Origin of the sequence: Frankia sp. CpI1-P, from assembly GCF_001421075.1 — a bacterium.
Lineage (GTDB): Bacteria > Actinomycetota > Actinomycetes > Frankiales > Frankiaceae > Frankia > Frankia torreyi.
The window spans coordinates 25,229-39,950 of the sequence record NZ_LJJX01000010.1 but is presented as its reverse complement, the minus strand read 5'-3'; the positions used below and the strand labels follow the sequence as shown (position 1 = coordinate 39,950).

Genomic DNA, 14,722 nt, shown 5'->3' with positions numbered 1-14,722 from the left:
CGTCCGGGGTCGGGTGGATCACCGCCGACCAGACTTCCCGGCACACCGCGGTCGAGTCTAGCCGTCCGCCGCCGCCCAACCGGCGGCGTGCCGCCCGGCGACCCGCCCCCGCACGGTCGCCGCCCCCACGCTGACCATCGCGAGCAGCACCGGATGGCCGCAGCGCCACCCGCGGTCCGCCCCCACGCTCCCCACCTGCACCCAGCCGACCAGCACCGCGGCCACCACCGTGAACCCGGCCAGCCGGGCGGCCGACCGCCAGGGCAGGATCGACCCGATCAGCACCGCGGGCAGCGCGATCGGGGCGAGGGTCCCCCAGCGGTCGCCGAACTGCGCGGCGAGCAGGGCGACGACGGCGGTCGCCCCCAGGGCACCGCGCAGCAGGTCCCCGGCGGCGGCCCGCCCGACGCGTCAGCCACCGCGGGTCACCGCCCACGCCCTCCCGAGACCACCGACGGCGAGGGCGCCTCACCCACCACCCCGTCGAGGGCAACAGCCTCGGCCCGCTGTCGCGCGGCCCCATCCCCCGCGGCCCCATCCCCCGCGGTCCACTCGGGAGCGGCCGCGCGTGCCGCGCCCTCCCGGTAGCTCTGGCCGTCGGGCGCATACCGGACTGGGCGGGACAGCGCCTGCGCCCCGAAGCGGTGTCGATCCCGGACCTGGTCACGCCAGATCACCAGGGCGGGCAGGAGGAACATCGCGGCCAACAGCGCGACGGCGAGAAGTATGCGATCCCATTCGAACCCGGAATCCACGGTTCGCCCCTTCGGTCAATGATCGTCTTACGACGGGCAGTCTCCGAAAGCCCGAACTCCAAGGCCGGTCGTCTGCCGCCACCGCAGGTCACCGAAGCCGCATCCAGCGGACAGACGTCCCGAAACGGGAATGCGGGTCCACAAGCGCGGACCGGCGGTGCGGCCGAGAGCACGCGACCGGGCAAGCGCCGGCGACAGCATTCCCCACCGGCCAATCCCGGCACGAACCAATCCCGGCACGAGCCAATCCCGGCACGAACCAATCCCGGCACGAACCTCGTGGGCGCCGGGCAGCCGCGGCACAGGCGTCAGGAACGCCGGGCAGCCGCGGCACAGGCCACGCGATCGCCGCGCGGCGGCCCCGCGGGCCTTGCGGGTATCAGGCGATCCCGGCGCGGGCCTGCCTCGGAAGTGGGCGGGAGGGCCGCGGCGGCCCGCGGGCGGCCTGGTGCTCGGCGGGGCCGTCGCAACGGCGGCCGCGGTGTGCCATGCATCGCCAGCGGCCGAACCGGGGAAGGGCGAGGGCCACGGCGGCCGCGGCGAGGACGAAGGTGGTGGGATGGCCCGGCGACCAGGGCCCTGTCACCAGGATTCGCGCATCCTGGCGGGGGGTCGTGGTCTCCCCGGGACCGATCGGGACGGCCACCGCAGTGACCGCTGGCAGCGCCCGTTCGGCCGCCTGCAGGCGCGCCGGCCGCCCGCCGACGCCGCCGACGCCGCTGGCGGCGATGAGGCCGAGCAGCAGCAAGGCCACCCAGGCGGCGCGCAGGCGCCGGTGCTGGAGGGTGGCCATGCGGACAGGCTAGCCCAGCGGGAATCCCTGGCCGACCGGATCGCGAGGCCGGCCAGCCGAGTACGCCCCATCGGCGTGGGCGGTTGCGACCGGGTGCGGTCGGGCAGGCGTAGGGATCTGTGAGCGCTGGAGGTCGATGACGGTTCGCGCGGCGGCAACCACCAGCACCCTCAAGCAACTCGTTGCATTGATACTTGCCGACGGTCGGGCGAGTCCGCGCCGCGGACCGTCGGACGTGCTCGTCTGGGTCGTCAGCCGGACGGTGCCACCGTGGAATCCACCGGCGGCCGGGTTCCCTGGAAGCGGAAGCTGCCTGCCGCCATGGCGATGCCCGTCCGGTCGAAGCCGGCAGCGGCGAGTCGGGCCGGCAACCTGTCGGGGTCGACCGTGACCAAGGTGTCGCCGAGATGGATGAGGCGGAAGCTGTGGTACTTCCCGCTCCGCGGGATCATGGCCACCACGTGACGTGATAGCCGCGTCGTCCTGGGCGAATTTTCTGGCCCCACGATCGNTGGTGGCTCTGCGCGACGGTGACCACCACGGCCAGCATTCATCGGCGGAGTCTCGCCGATTGTTGCGTATCGCGGCGCCCGAACCGCTGCGGCCACGGCTGCACAGTCTTCGGCGCGGTAGAGGCGAACGGCTTCCGACAGCGAGGAAGGCACCCCCCGTTCACCCAACCGGGATCAGGCACGAGACCGCGCCCCCAACCCGCCGCAGCGATCGCCCGCCAAGGCCACCCACCCCAAACCAGATGGCCCCACCCACCCCAAAATCACCCCCCACCCCCACCCCAAAACCACGGGCAAGTTCGTGGGGGGTCTCGGGGGGGCTCGGCCCCCCCGGCAAAATAAAGAGACGCCCCGTTTCTCCCCCCAAAAGGGAGAAAACAAGACGCCCAAAGTCTTGTGGAGCTGAGGGGATTCGAACCCCTGACCCTCACACTGCCAGTGTGATGCGCTACCAGACTGCGCCACAGCCCCAACTGCTGTTCATTTATATCAGACCGAGCGAACCTCGGTGTGTTGCCCCCCTGGCACCGATACCGCCGCGCCTGGCGGGCTACTTCGGCAAGTGTACAGGCTCCGTGTCGGACTCTGTCGGGGCCCCCTGGCTCGGCAGGAGGCGCTCGGACAGACCCGATCCGGCGACGCCGATCTTACCGGTCAGCAGCGGACCCGCGTTGTGCTCGGCGAGCCGGTATCCGCCCTCGACCTGGCGGAGGACCGACCACCGGCAGTTCGCCAGCGGCCCGAAGTGCCACCACAGCTCCGGCGGCAGGCCGAGCACGTGGCCGATCAGCGAGCGCGCCGTGCCGCCGTGCAGCACGAACACGACGAGCCCGGCCGGCCCGGGCGGCAGCCCGTCGGCGCGGATCTCGTCGAAGACCTCCCCGGCGCGCCGGGCGACCTCCCGGTAGGTCTCGCCGCCCCCGCGGCGAACGTCGTCGCCGCGGCGCCAGGCCCGGTCCTCCTCGGGGAACCGGTCGGCCGCCTCGGCGCCGGTGAGTCCGGACCACAGCCCGAGATCGATCTCGCGCAGCCGCGCGTCGGAGCGGAACGGCAGGTCAAGCCCGGCCGCGGTGTCCCGGCAGCGTTGCAGATCGGACGAGACGACCAGGTCCGGGTGCATCGCCCGGATGATCGGGGCCACCGCGGCAACCTGGGCCTGTCCGGTGGCATCCAGGGGCGGGTCCGCGTGCCCCTGGAAGCGGCCGACATCGTTCCAGGTGGTCCGGCCATGCCGCCAGAGCAGCAGCCTCACAGGGCGTTCACCGAGCCGCCGCCGAGCGGGCCGGGCGCCGAGGAGGACCCGGGCACCGAGGAGGACCCGGGCGCCGAGGTTCCTGCACCGGCCCCGACCCCGACGGTCGCGTCGGTGAACGGAATCACCGGGCAGTCCTTCCACAGCCGTTCCAGGGCGTAGAAGACGCGCTCCTCGTCCCGCTGGACGTGCACGACGACGTCGACGAAGTCGAGCAGGACCCAGTGGCCCTCCCGCTCTCCCTCGCGCCGCAGGGGCTTGGCCCCGAGCCGGCGCAGCTGCTCCTCCACCTCGTCGACGATGCCCTTGACCTGCCGCTCGTTGCCTGCGGAGGCGATGACGAAGCAGTCGGTGATGGCCAGCCGCTCGCTCACGTCGAGGATGAGCAGGTCGTGGCCGAGCTTGTCGGCCGCCGCCTGCGCGGCGGCGAGGGCGAGTTCGACGGCTCGCGGGGAAGCGGTCACGCTGAGGGTCTCCAGGGTGGCGACGTCCACGGGACGGCCACCACCGGTCGCCCCGCGCGCCGCCCGTGGTCGGGCGGCTGAGTCCAGCGTGACACATCCCCGCCCGGGCAGTGCACCCATCAGGCCGGCGACGGCCCGAAAACCGTGATATCGCCGCACCGGCCACGGTTCGGGACGGTCCGGCGCCGGGGCCGGGGCTGGGGCCGGGGCTGGGGCCGCCGAAGGTCGGTGGCTCCTACCGGCCAGGCCGGCGACGGGAAGCGGTCAGGCCGGCGGCTGGTAGAGGTGCCGCTTGGCGATGTAGCGCACCACGCCGTCCGGCGTGAGGTACCAGATCGGGGCGCCGCGTCCGACCCGCTGGCGAATGTCGGAGGACGAGATCGCCAGCGCCGGCACCTCCAGCAGACTCACCGAGTTCGCCGGCAGCGCGGCGTCCAGGGCGAGCTGGTAGCCGGGGCGNCTGACACCGACGAAGTGCGCCAGCTCGAACAGCTCGCGGTGGTCCCGCCAGGTGAAGATCTGGGCGAGCGCGTCGGCGCCGGTGATGAAGAACAGCTCGTCGTCCGGCCGGGCTCCGCGCAGGTCACGCAGGGTATCGATGGTGTAGGTCGCCCCGCCCCGGTCGATCTCGACCCGGCTGACGGTGAACTGCGGGTTCCCCGCGGTGGCGAGGAAGGTCATCAGGTAGCGGTCCTCCGGGTCCGAGACCACGCGGTGGACCTTCTGCCAGGGCTGCCCGCTCGGCACGAACACGACCTCGTCGAGGTCGAACAGGGCGGCCACCTCGCTNGCGGCGACGAGGTGGCCGTTGTGGACGGGATCGAAGGTCCCACCCATCACGCCGAGACGCACGACGGGACAGTAACGCTGCATGACCGGCACGCGCGCGCAGCGCCCGGCCGGACGGGAGATGTCCCACAAAGCCTCCCGTCAGCGGCCGCACATCCCCACACCGCACGCCGCCCGGCCGGATCCCACCGCGCCCCCACCCCCGCGCTCCCCGTCCCGCCGGGGGACGACCCGGCGGCCTCCGTCTCGGCGACCGCTGCCGGGGCCGCCGGGACGAACCCGCCCCGCGGGGGACGACCCGGCTAGGCTGATGGCAGGCCGCCGGCCACCCCCGTCCCACCGCGAGGAGGCGCCGCCCATGCCGATCAGCCCACGCGCGGGGCAGCCCGCCGCCCCCGAGGACCTCATCGACGTCAACGCCCTGCTTGCGGCGTATCAGGACGTCCATCCCGATCCCACGGATCCTGCTCAGCGGGTGTCGTTCGGGACTTCCGGGCACCGCGGATCGGCGCTGCGCGGCTCCTTCAACGCCGACCACATCCTCGCCACCACCCAGGCGATCTGCGACTTCCGCGCGGCGGCGGGCGTCGACGGCCCGCTGTTCCTCGGGATCGACACCCACGCCCTGTCCGCCCCGGCGCTGGCCAGCGCCCTGGAGGTGCTCGTCGCGAACGGCGTGGCGGTGCGCATCGCCCCGGACGGCGAGGCGACGCCGACCCCGGTGATCTCGCACGCCATCCTGGGGCACAACCGTGACCGCGGCGCCGCTGCGGCGGGCGCGCCATCCGTACGTGGGCTCGCCGACGGGATCGTGGTGACGCCGTCGCACAACCCGCCGGCCGACGGCGGCTTCAAGTACAACCCGACCCACGGTGGACCCGCCGACACCGCCGCCACCAAGGTCATCCAGGACCGTGCGAACGCCCTTCTCGAAGCCGGTCTCGCCGGCGTCGCCCGGGTGCCCTACGCGCAGGCGCGGGCGGCCGCGGTGGTGCACGACTACGTCGGCGCGTACGTCGCCGACCTGGGCGACGTCATCGACCTCGACGCGATCCGCGCCGCCGGCGTACGCATCGGCGTCGATCCGCTCGGCGGCGCGAGCCTGGTCTACTGGCAGGCAATCGCCGAGCGGTACAAGCTCGACCTGGAGGTGGTCAACACCACCGTCGACCCGACCTTCTCGTTCATGACGACGGACTGGGACGGCAAGATCCGGATGGATCCGTCGTCGCCCTACGCGATGGCCTCCCTGCTTCGCCTCGCCGGCTCCTTCGACGTGGCGGTGGCCAACGACGCCGACGCCGACCGGCACGGCATCGTCACCCCCGGCGCCGGGCTGCTGAACCCGAACCACTACCTGTCCGCGGCGATCGCCTACCTGTTCGGCCACCGCGCCGGCTGGCCCGCGGGCACGGCGATCGGCAAGACCCTGGTGAGCTCGAGCATGATCGATCGGGTCGGCGCGGGCATCGGCCGCGCCGTCGTCGAGGTACCGGTCGGCTTCAAGTGGTTCGTCGACGGCCTCACCGACGGCACCCTCGGCTTCGGCGGGGAGGAGAGCGCGGGCGCGTCGTTCCTGCGCCGCGGCGGCGGGGTGTGGACGACGGACAAGGACGGCCTCATCGCCTGCCTGCTCGCCGCGGAGATGACGGCGGTCACCGGCCGGGATCCCGGGACGCTGTACCGGGAGCTGACCGAACTGCACGGCGCGCCGGCGTACCGGCGGGTCGACGCGCCCGCCACGGCGGCGCAGAAGAAGATCCTGGCGGCCCTCACTCCGGCGAGCCTGGACGCGACCACGCTGGCCGGTTCCCCGGTGACCGCCGCGCTGTCGCATGCGCCCGGCAACGGCGCGGCGATCGGCGGGGTGAAGGTCGTCACCGGCGATGCCTGGTTCGCGGCCCGCCCGTCCGGCACCGAGGACGTCTACAAGATCTACGCGGAGAGCTTCCGCGGGCCGGAGCACCTCGACGAGGTGATCACACAGGCCCAGGTGATCGTGGACGCGGCCCTCGCCCGCGGCTGACCGACCGTCAGGAGGGCAGGAGGCGCTCGATGAAGACCTGGAGCTGGTCGATGTTGCGGCATTCAACCATCTCGTCGACCAGCTCGGCGTAGACGTCGGTCGCCGAATCGCCGGAACCCCAGTAGGTGCGCGGCTCCGGGTTGAGCCAGTAGGAGTGCCGGGCCTGCGCGCACAGCCGCCGGAACACCGCCGCCGACGTCGGCCGGTAGTTGTTGCGCGCGTCGCCGAGGATGAGCAGCGACGTCTTCGGCCCCACCGCCTCCGGGTACTTCTCGGCGAAGACCTCGATGGCGTGGCCGTAGTCGCTGTGCCCGTCGAACCAGACGAGGTCGGCCTCGCCGGAGATCCGCGCCATCATGTCGCCGAGGTCAAGGCCGCGCAGGTAGCGGGTCACCTCGTCGGTGGTGTCGATGAAGGCGAACGCGCGGACCTTGGAGAACTGCTCGCGCAGCGCGTGGGTCAGCATCAGGGTGAAGTGCGCGAACGACGCGACCGAACCGGAGACGTCGCACAGCACAACGAGCTCGGGCTTGTGCGGCTTGTGCGGACGGTGCTTGGTGTCCACCGGCACGCCGCCGGTGGCCAGCGACGCGCGGACGGTGCGCCGGAAGTCCAGCCGGCCGGTGCGGCCGAGGCGGCGCCGCGCGGTCAGCCGGGTCGCGAGACGCCGCGCGAGCGGGTGGACCTGCCGGCGCAGCTCGACGAGGTCGCGCTGGGAGGCGCGCAGGAACTCGACCTGGTCGCTGAGCGGCTTGACCGCGGTGCGCTCGACGGCCTCGATGCCGCGCTCCTCGGCCATCCGGCGCCGCACCTCCGCGCCCACCAGCTCCTCGAACTCGCGGATCCGGTCGGTGATCGTCTGGCGGGCGGCCCGTTCGGCAAGGCCGCCGCGCTCGGAATCGCCCAGCAGCGCCGAGAGCAGGTCGGCGATGAGCGTCTCCGCGGACATCGCGCGCAGTACCCGGTAGAGGAACCAGGAGCGGCCGGCGCTGCCCCGCGCCGAACCGAACGCGCTCACCGCCTGGCGGGCGAGCTGGCGCAGTGCCTCGTCGTCGCCGTCGCGCAGGGCGTCGAGCAGCTTGTCGCGCAGCGCCTGCCGCAGCGCCTCGAGCTCCTCCGGCGTCAGGTCGCCGGGATCCGGCTCCCCGTCGCCGGCCGCGCCGTCGCCCGTGGCCGCCGGGTCGTCGACAAGGTCGTCCAGCGAGACGCCGTCGCCGATGCGAGGCGGGAAGTACAGGTCGAACAGCGTGTCGAAGGCGGGCCGGTACACCGGCCGCTTGCACAGGGTCGCGGCGAACGACGCCCGCACGGCGTCGCGGTCGGCCCAGCCCAGGGCCCCGACGGCGCGGGCTGCGTCCACCGTCTCGGCGCTGCTGACCGGGACGCCGGCCCGGCGCAGGGCGGCGGTGAACTCGACGGTGCGGTCCAGCAGGCTCATGCCGGCGCCCCCTTGTGGACGGGCGGCCGTGGCGATGGCCGCCGCGGTTGTGGTTCGGCGGTAGTCGGTGCGCGCAGGTCAGTTCGCGGTGAGCTTGAGATGGCCGATGGCGCGGGCCTGGTCGCTGGCGTGCTTGAGCACCACGCCGAGGGTGGAGGCGACGGCCGCCTCGTCGAAGGTGTCGAAGCCGAGCGCGAGGATCGTCTGCGCCCAGTCGATGGTCTCGGCGATGGACGGCGCCTTCTTCAGCTCCATCGCGCGCAGCGCGCGCACGATCCGGACCAGCGACTCGGCGAGCTTCTCCGGCAGGTCCGGNACCCGGGAGAGCACGATCTCCTTCTCCCGCTCGGCCGAGGGATAGTCCAGGTTCAGGTAGAGGCAGCGCCGCTTGAGCGCCTCGGACAGCTCCCGGGTCGCGTTCGAGGTGAGGATGACGAACGGGCGCTGGGTCGCGCTGATCGTCCCCAGCTCGGGAATCGTCACCTGGAAGTCCGACAGCACCTCCAGCAGCAGGCCCTCCACCTCGACGTCGGCCTTGTCGGTCTCGTCGATGAGCAGCACCGTCGGCTCCTCGCGACGGATCGCCGTCAGCAACGGCCGGGACAGCAGGAACTCCTCGCTGAAGATGTCGTCGTGGGCCTGCTGCCAGCCCTCCGTGCCGCCGTCGCCGGAACCGGCCTGGATGCGCAGGAGCTGCTTCTTGTAGTTCCACTCGTACAGCGCGCGGGCCTCGTCGAGGCCCTCGTAGCACTGCAGGCGGATCAGCTCGGCGCCGACGGAGGTGGCCAGGGCCTTGGCGAGCTCGGTCTTGCCGACTCCCGCCGGGCCCTCCACAAGCAGCGGCTTACGCAGCCGGTCGGCGAGGAAGACCGTGGTGGCGATCGCCTCGTCCGNGAGGTATCCGGTCCCGCGGAGGCGTTCCTGCACGTCCGCGACGTCGGCGAAAGCGTGTTCCTGAAGCGACATGGCCACCTTCCGTCCCCGTGTCAAGCATCGCCACGTCCATAGTGCCAGGATGAAGCCCCAGACGGGCGACTACGCCCCGCCCGCGGCTTTGGTCCGGCCCTGACGGGCGAACGCCGTGCGTGCGTACGGGGACCGCAGCACCCCCGGCCGCCGCCGGGATCGGTCAGCTCACGAGGTGACCGTCGCCGACGCCGACCCACGTCGTCGAGGTGAGCTCGGGCAGGCCCATCGGCCCCCGCGCGTGCAGCTTCTGGGTGGAGATGCCGATCTCGGCGCCCATGCCGAACCGCTCCCCGTCGGTGAACCGGGTCGAGGCGTTCACCATCACCGCCGCCGAGTCGCAGCTCGTGATGAAGCGCCGGGAGGCGCCGAGCGAGCGGGTGACGATCGCCTCGGTGTGCCCGCTGCCCCAGCGGCGGATGTGCGCCACCGCGTCGTCGAGCGAGTCCACGACGCGCACGGCCATGTCGAGCGACAGGTACTCGGCGGCCCAGTCGTCGTCGGTGGCGGGCACGGCGCGCGGGTCCGCCGCGCACACGGCCTCGTCGCCGTGCACGGCGACGCCCGCGTCGTGCAGCGCGGCCAGGACCCGCGGCAGGAACCGATCCGCCACGGCGCGGTGGACCAACAGCGTCTCCGCCGAGTTGCAGACCGAGACCCGGTGGGTCTTGGCGTTGACGGTGATCGCGAGCGCCTGGTCGAGATCGGCGTCGACGTCGACGTAGACGTGGCAGTTGCCGACCCCGGTCTCGATGACCGGCACGGTCGACTCCTCCACCACCGCCCGGATGAGCCCGGCCCCGCCCCGGGGGATGAGCACGTCGACGAGCCCCCGCAGACGCATCAGGTGCTTGACGGAGTCGTGGTCGAGGCCGGGGACGAGNTGGACCGCGTCAACCGGCAGGCCGCCCGCCGCGGCGACGTCGCGCAGGACCTCCACCAGAGCGATGTTGGACCGCACCGCGGAGGCGCTGCCGCGCAGCAGCACCGCGTTGCCGCTCTTGAGGCACAGCCCCGCGGCGTCCACGGTGACGTTCGGCCGCGCCTCGTAGATGATCCCNACGACGCCGAGCGGGACGCGGACCTGCCGCAGCTCCATGCCGTTGGGCAGCACCCGCCCGCGCACGACCTCGCCGACCGGGTCGTCCAGCGTGGCGACCTGACGCAGCCCGTCGGCCATGCCCGCCAGGCGGGCCTCGGTGAGGGTGAGCCGGTCGACCATGGCACCGGGCGTTCCCGCCGCCTGCGCCGCCGCGACATCCTCGGCGTTGGCGGCGAGAATCCCCGCGGACCGGGCGAGGAGCGCCTCGGCCATCGCGAGCAGCACCCGGTCCTTCTCGCCGCGGCTGACCGGGGCCAGCAGGGCCGCCGCCGCCTTCGCGCGCACTGCTACGTCTCGGACAGCCTCCGCAGAGGTGATCATTTCCGGATCCTCCGTAAGTGCGGGCGCCGCGGCGCAGCCCACTGTCCTGAGGCTACCGGCGCCGGGCGACACTCGCGGCCGCCCGCGCGGACCGGGTGACGATTCGGGCGTTCTGGCTGCCCGACGGCCCGACGCCACGACCACGCCGGACCCCCGTGCCAGTCGGCCACGGGCGCCTGCCTACCGTGCTCGCATGCTCGCCCTGCACACCTCCGACTGGCATCTCGGCCGCGGCCTGCACGGCCATGACCTGATGCCGGCCCAGGCCGCGTTCGTCGACCACCTCGTCGAGGTCGTCCGGGCGGAGTCCGTCGACGTGGTCCTCGTCGGCGGCGACGTGCATGACCGCGCCATCCCGCCGGTGCGCGCGCTGGAACTGTTCGACGAGGCGCTGTCGCGGCTGCGCGACGCGGGCACCCGGGTCGTGGCCATCAGCGGCAACCACGACGCCGCGCGCCGTCTGGGAGACAAGTCCGGCCTGCTCGACCCGCGGATCCGGATCAGGACGGATCCGGCCGCGGTGGGCGTCCCCGTCGTCGTCGAGGACGCCGACGGCCCCGTGCGGATCTACGCGATCCCCTATCTGGAGCCGACGACCGCGAACGCCCTGCTGCCCGCCGCGGAGGCCGAGAGTCCTACCGGCGCAGCCGCCGCGGCAGAGTACTCGCAGGCGGCGACGATGCGCCGCGCGATGCGCGCCGTGCGGGCCGACCTCGGCGGCCACCCGGGCGCCCGCAGCGTCGTCCTCGCGCACGCCTGGGTCACCGGCGGCGCGGGCAGCGACAGCGAACGCGACATCTCCGTCGGCGGGGTCGGCAACGTGCCGTCGAGCCTGTTCGACGGCATCACGTACACCGCGCTCGGCCACCTGCACCGCCCGCAGGCGATCACGCCCGCCGTGCGCTACAGCGGCTCGCCGCTGGCCTTCTCCTTCTCGGAGGCCGCCGACCGCAAGACCTCCCTGCTGGTGGACATCGGCCGCGACGGGGTCCGGGCGGTCCGCGGCGTGGAGGTGCCCACCGAACGGCGGATGGCGGTGCTGCGCGGCACCCTGCACGAGCTGCTGACCGCCGCGACCTTCGCCGCCCACGAACGGGACTTCGTCTCGGCGGTGCTGACGGATCCGGTGCGGCCGGGCGACGCGATGGCGACGTTGCAACGACGCTTCCCCCACGCGCTGCGCCTCGCCCACGAACCACCGCCCGGCGCGGCCGACGAGCGCAGCTTCGGCGAACGGACCCGCGGCCGGACCGACCTGGAGATCGCCACGGCGTTCGTGGCGCACGTGCGCAACGACCCGTCGCCACGGGAACGGGCGCTGCTCACCGAGGCCCTCGACGCGGCCCGGATCGCCGAGGATGCGGCCTGATGCGGCCCCACCGGCTGCGCCTGGAGGCGTTCGGGGCCTTCCCGGGCCGCGTCGATGTCGATGTCGACCGGGTGAGCGGCGGCGGCCTGCTGCTGCTGTGCGGCGAGACCGGCGGCGGCAAGACGACCCTGCTCGACGCGATCGGCTTCGCGCTGTTCGGTGAGGTCCNCGGCATGCGTGGCAAGATCGCCGGTGGCCCGGACCTGCGGTCCCACCACGCCGACGCCTCGGTCNGACCGGAGGTGAGCCTGGAGTTCTCGGTCTCGGCCGGGCGCTACCGGATCACCCGCAGCCCGGCGTGGGACCGGCCCAAGCGTGGCGGCGGCACCACCCGGACCCATCCCACCGCCCGGCTGGACCGGCACACCGCCGACGGCTGGGACACCCTCGCCACCCGGCCGCAGGACGTCGGGCATGAGATCGGCCTGCTGCTGGGGATGACCCACGACCAGTTCTTCCAGGTCATCATGCTGCCNCAGGGACGGTTCGCCGACTTCCTCCAGGCCGGGCACGACGACCGGGAGAAGCTGCTCAAGACGCTGTTCCACGTCAGCCGCTTCGAGTTCACCGAGCAGTGGCTGCGCGACCGGGCCAAGACCGGCCGCGACGGGCTGGCGGTCGCCACGGCCGAGCTCGGTCGGGTGGCCGCGCGGATCGCCCAGGTCGCCGGGGTGACCGAGCCCGCGGACCCGACGGACGATCCCGGCTGGGCCACCGAGCTGGCCCGCGAGGCGGACGCGTCGGCGGCCGCGGCCAAGTCGGCGCACCAGGCCGCCGGCCAGGCCCGCACCGCCGCCGACGCCGCGCTCGCCGACGCCCGCGACCTCATCCGCCGCATCGAGCGGCGCCGCGCGCTCACGGCGCGCCGCGACGAGCTGGACGATCGCCGAGTCGCCGTCGATCAGCTCGCCGCCGACGCCGACGCCGCTCGGCGGGCCGCGGTCGTCACCCCCGCGCTGACCGAGCTGCGCCGGCGCACCGCGGCCGCCCAGCAGTCCCGCGTCGCGGCGGACGCGGCCTGGCAGCGTCTGGCCGCTCACCCCCCGGGCCTGCTGCGCGCCGACCCGGGGGGCGGGCCGGGCGGACCCCCAGGCGTCGAGGAGCTCGGCGGGCTCGTCCGGCTCGCCCACGTCGAGGTCGGCCGGCTCGAGGGACTGGCACGGACCCGGGCGGAGGCGGAGGACGACGACCGGACCGCGAGGGAGGCCGAGCGCGAGGCCGAGGAGCACCGGCGCGACGCCGAGGCGCTCGCCGGCCGGCTCGACGCGGAACTGCCGGCGGTCCGGGCGGCCGCCGAGTTCCGGGTGGCCACCGCACGCCGAGCCGGCGCCGCGCTGCCGGCTCTGACCGAACGGGCCCGGTGGACCCGCGAACTGGCCGATGCGGTCGCCGAGCAGCACCGCGCCCGCCGGGATGCCGACACCGCCCGCGACCGCGCCGCCGAGGCCCGGGCGCGCGCCGGGGACGTGCGCCGGCAGCGCTTCGACGCGATCACCGCGGAACTCGCCGCGGCGCTCGTCGACGACACGCCCTGTCCGGTCTGCGGCGCGTTCGAACACCCCGATCCGGCAGGGGTCCGCGCCGATCATGTGAGCAAGGACGAGGAGACCGCCGCCGAGCAGGAGGCGGACCGGCGCGCGGCCGGCGCGGCGACCGCACTGCGCGCCGCCGACCGGTGGGAGACGCAGGTCCGCACGCTGCATGCCGAGCTGGCCCGCGAGCCGTCCGATCCCTCGGACTCGCCCACCCCACCGGGCCCGAGCACGGACGGCTCGCCCGACCTCCCGCCCGCGCACGACTCGGCAGAGCCGGACGAGTCAGCGGCACCCGACGGGACAGCAGCACCCGACGGGACAGCGGCACCCGACGGGACAGCGGCAGCACCGGACGGCGCCGCGGACGCGCTGGCGCAGGTGCGACGCTTCGATCTCGTCGAGCTGCTCGACGACCGGGCACCTGCGGCGGCGCGCCGGCTCGCCGAGCTCGCCGCCGGCGTGGACGACCTGGTGGCTGCCCGCGGTCGGGCCGCCGCGGACCTGGCTCCCGCCGAGGTAGCCCTGCTCGCCGCGTACGAGGAGGAGAAGGACGCCGCTGCCCGGCTGGCGGGCGCGCGGTCCAGCGAGCAGGCGGCCCGGCTGCGCGCTTCGCAGATGCGCCGGCTGGCCGCGACACGGCTCGCCGCGGTTCCCGCCGACCTGCGCGACGCTGAGGCCCTGACGGCCCGACTGGACGCGGTGACGGCGCTCGCCGCCGACCAGGAGGCCACGCACGAGGCGGAACTGGCGGCCGAGCGGGCCCGCGCGGAGCACGTGCGGGCCGGTCTCACCGCGCTCGACCTCGTTCGCCAGGCCGGCTTCACCGACCTGGACGATGCCGCCGCCGCCGTCCGCGACGGGGACTGGCAACGCATCGCCGAGCAGGAGGTCCAGGAGTACCGGGAGGAGACCGCCGCGGTCGCCGCGGCGCTGGCCGGCGACGATCTCGCCGTCGACCCCGACACCACCGTGCCCCTCGCCGAGCACGAGGCGACCGCCGAGGCGGCTCGGCAGGCACACGAGTCGGCCGTCGCATCGCTCGCGCGGGCGAGCGGGCGGGCCACCGAGCTCGCAGCCCTCCGCACCTCCTTCACCGCGGATCTCACCGCCCTGGGTCCCCTGCGCGCCGAGGCCGACGAGCTGCATCAGCTCGCCGAGCTCGCCGCGGGCCGCGGCGGCAACACCGAGGGAATGCCGCTGTCGAGCTTCGTGCTCGCGGCCCGGCTGGAGGAGGTGGCGGCCGCTGCGAGCCGGCGGTTCGCCGCGATGAGCGCCGGGCGCTTCACCCTCGTCCATGACACCGAGGAGCGGCGCGACCGGCGGCGCCGGGCGGGGTTGGGTCTGCTCGTCGAGGACGCGTGGACGGGCCGGCGACGCAACACCAGGACGCTGTCCGGCGG

9 protein-coding genes, 1 tRNA gene and 12 pseudogenes are annotated in these 14,722 nt (G+C 74.1%); 6 read left to right on the top strand and 16 right to left on the bottom strand.

The features are described from left to right. Window positions 1-57: 57 nt before the first annotated feature. The 10 genes and pseudogenes from FF86_RS08935 to FF86_RS62075 form a co-directional block, all read right to left on the bottom strand. Window positions 58-285 carry a hypothetical protein gene (locus FF86_RS08935; RefSeq protein WP_052680869.1) on the bottom strand — a complete coding sequence of 76 codons (228 nt, stop codon included), beginning with the start codon at window positions 283-285 and terminating at the stop codon, window positions 58-60. A gap of 140 nt (window positions 286-425) precedes the next feature. Next, entirely contained in the window at window positions 426-755 is a 330-nt protein-coding gene (locus FF86_RS44130) for a hypothetical protein (protein ID WP_236706250.1), read from the bottom strand. Between the two features lie 379 nt (window positions 756-1,134). After that, complete coding sequence (locus FF86_RS08925) at window positions 1,135-1,548, bottom strand: hypothetical protein (RefSeq protein WP_044882943.1); 414 nt, start codon at window positions 1,546-1,548, stop codon at window positions 1,135-1,137. Between the two features lie 251 nt (window positions 1,549-1,799). Beyond that, the gene (locus FF86_RS08920; RefSeq protein WP_199865292.1) at window positions 1,800-2,000 is read right to left on the bottom strand and encodes a hypothetical protein; all 201 of its coding nucleotides are present in this window, start codon (window positions 1,998-2,000) and stop codon (window positions 1,800-1,802) included. Window positions 2,001-2,457: 457 nt separating this feature from the next. Continuing rightward, window positions 2,458-2,531 (bottom strand) — tRNA-Ala (locus FF86_RS08915). A 79-nt stretch (window positions 2,532-2,610) separates the two neighbouring features. After that, window positions 2,611-3,312 (bottom strand): histidine phosphatase family protein, encoded by a 702-nt coding sequence (locus FF86_RS08910; RefSeq protein ID WP_044882941.1) that lies wholly within the window; start codon window positions 3,310-3,312, stop codon window positions 2,611-2,613. Then, window positions 3,309-3,776 carry a ribosome silencing factor gene (gene rsfS, locus FF86_RS08905; RefSeq protein WP_044883044.1) on the bottom strand — a complete coding sequence of 156 codons (468 nt, stop codon included), beginning with the start codon at window positions 3,774-3,776 and terminating at the stop codon, window positions 3,309-3,311. Before rsfS ends, FF86_RS08910 begins: the two co-directional genes overlap by 4 nt. 264 nt (window positions 3,777-4,040) lie before the next feature. Then, window positions 4,041-4,235 (bottom strand): annotated as a pseudogene (locus tag FF86_RS44125) (nicotinate-nicotinamide nucleotide adenylyltransferase); the annotation flags it as partial. 1 nt (window position 4,236) lies between these two features. Further along, window positions 4,237-4,565 (bottom strand): annotated as a pseudogene (nadD, locus tag FF86_RS44120) (nicotinate-nucleotide adenylyltransferase); the annotation flags it as partial. 1 nt (window position 4,566) lies between these two features. After that, window positions 4,567-4,658 (bottom strand): annotated as a pseudogene (locus FF86_RS62075) (nicotinic acid mononucleotide adenylyltransferase); the annotation flags it as partial. A gap of 265 nt (window positions 4,659-4,923) precedes the next feature. Here FF86_RS62075 and pgm point away from each other — a divergent pair. Next, entirely contained in the window at window positions 4,924-6,591 is a 1,668-nt protein-coding gene (gene pgm / locus FF86_RS08895; protein ID WP_044882940.1) for a phosphoglucomutase (alpha-D-glucose-1,6-bisphosphate-dependent), read from the top strand. A gap of 7 nt (window positions 6,592-6,598) precedes the next feature. Here pgm and FF86_RS08890 read toward each other — a convergent pair whose 3' ends face one another. From FF86_RS08890 to FF86_RS44095, 6 genes and pseudogenes are all read right to left on the bottom strand, one after another. After that, window positions 6,599-8,029 (bottom strand): VWA domain-containing protein, encoded by a 1,431-nt coding sequence (locus FF86_RS08890; RefSeq protein WP_044882939.1) that lies wholly within the window; start codon window positions 8,027-8,029, stop codon window positions 6,599-6,601. 78 nt (window positions 8,030-8,107) lie between these two features. Beyond that, window positions 8,108-8,344, bottom strand: a pseudogene (locus tag FF86_RS44115) (MoxR family ATPase); the annotation flags it as partial. 1 nt (window position 8,345) lies between these two features. After that, window positions 8,346-8,922: pseudogene (locus tag FF86_RS44110) on the bottom strand (AAA family ATPase); the annotation flags it as partial. Window positions 8,923-9,158: 236 nt separating this feature from the next. Then, a pseudogene (locus FF86_RS44105) lies at window positions 9,159-9,878 on the bottom strand (glutamate-5-semialdehyde dehydrogenase); the annotation flags it as partial. Window position 9,879: 1 nt separating this feature from the next. Continuing rightward, window positions 9,880-10,055 (bottom strand): annotated as a pseudogene (locus FF86_RS44100) (gamma-glutamyl-phosphate reductase); the annotation flags it as partial. Between the two features lies 1 nt (window position 10,056). Next, window positions 10,057-10,418, bottom strand: a pseudogene (locus FF86_RS44095) (gamma-glutamyl-phosphate reductase); the annotation flags it as partial. A gap of 193 nt (window positions 10,419-10,611) precedes the next feature. Here FF86_RS44095 and FF86_RS08875 point away from each other — a divergent pair. The 5 genes and pseudogenes from FF86_RS08875 to FF86_RS65710 all read left to right on the top strand — a co-directional run. Further along, window positions 10,612-11,787, top strand: coding sequence for an exonuclease SbcCD subunit D C-terminal domain-containing protein (locus tag FF86_RS08875; protein ID WP_044882936.1), 1,176 nt, complete (start codon window positions 10,612-10,614; stop codon window positions 11,785-11,787). Then, window positions 11,787-11,955 (top strand): annotated as a pseudogene (locus FF86_RS44090) (AAA family ATPase); the annotation flags it as partial. The gene FF86_RS08875 and the pseudogene FF86_RS44090, both read left to right, overlap by 1 nt. Before the next feature lies 1 nt (window position 11,956). Continuing rightward, window positions 11,957-12,020: pseudogene (locus FF86_RS44085) on the top strand (hypothetical protein); the annotation flags it as partial. A 1-nt stretch (window position 12,021) separates the two neighbouring features. Next, window positions 12,022-12,262: pseudogene (locus tag FF86_RS44080) on the top strand (hypothetical protein); the annotation flags it as partial. Between the two features lie 1,675 nt (window positions 12,263-13,937). Beyond that, window positions 13,938-14,722 (top strand): annotated as a pseudogene (locus FF86_RS65710) (exonuclease); the annotation flags it as partial.

What these genes read in the sequence shown, in the direction of transcription:
- FF86_RS08875 (WP_044882936.1), top strand. Translation starts at nt 10,612, where the DNA reads ATGCTCGCCCTGCACACCTCCGACTGGCATCTCGGCCGCGGCCTGCAC.
- FF86_RS08925 (WP_044882943.1), bottom strand. Translation starts at nt 1,548, where the DNA reads ATGGCCACCCTCCAGCACCGGCGCCTGCGCGCCGCCTGGGTGGCCTTG.
- FF86_RS08920 (WP_199865292.1), bottom strand. Translation starts at nt 2,000, where the DNA reads ATGATCCCGCGGAGCGGGAAGTACCACAGCTTCCGCCTCATCCATCTC.
- pgm (WP_044882940.1), top strand. Translation starts at nt 4,924, where the DNA reads ATGCCGATCAGCCCACGCGCGGGGCAGCCCGCCGCCCCCGAGGACCTC.
- FF86_RS08890 (WP_044882939.1), bottom strand. Translation starts at nt 8,029, where the DNA reads ATGAGCCTGCTGGACCGCACCGTCGAGTTCACCGCCGCCCTGCGCCGG.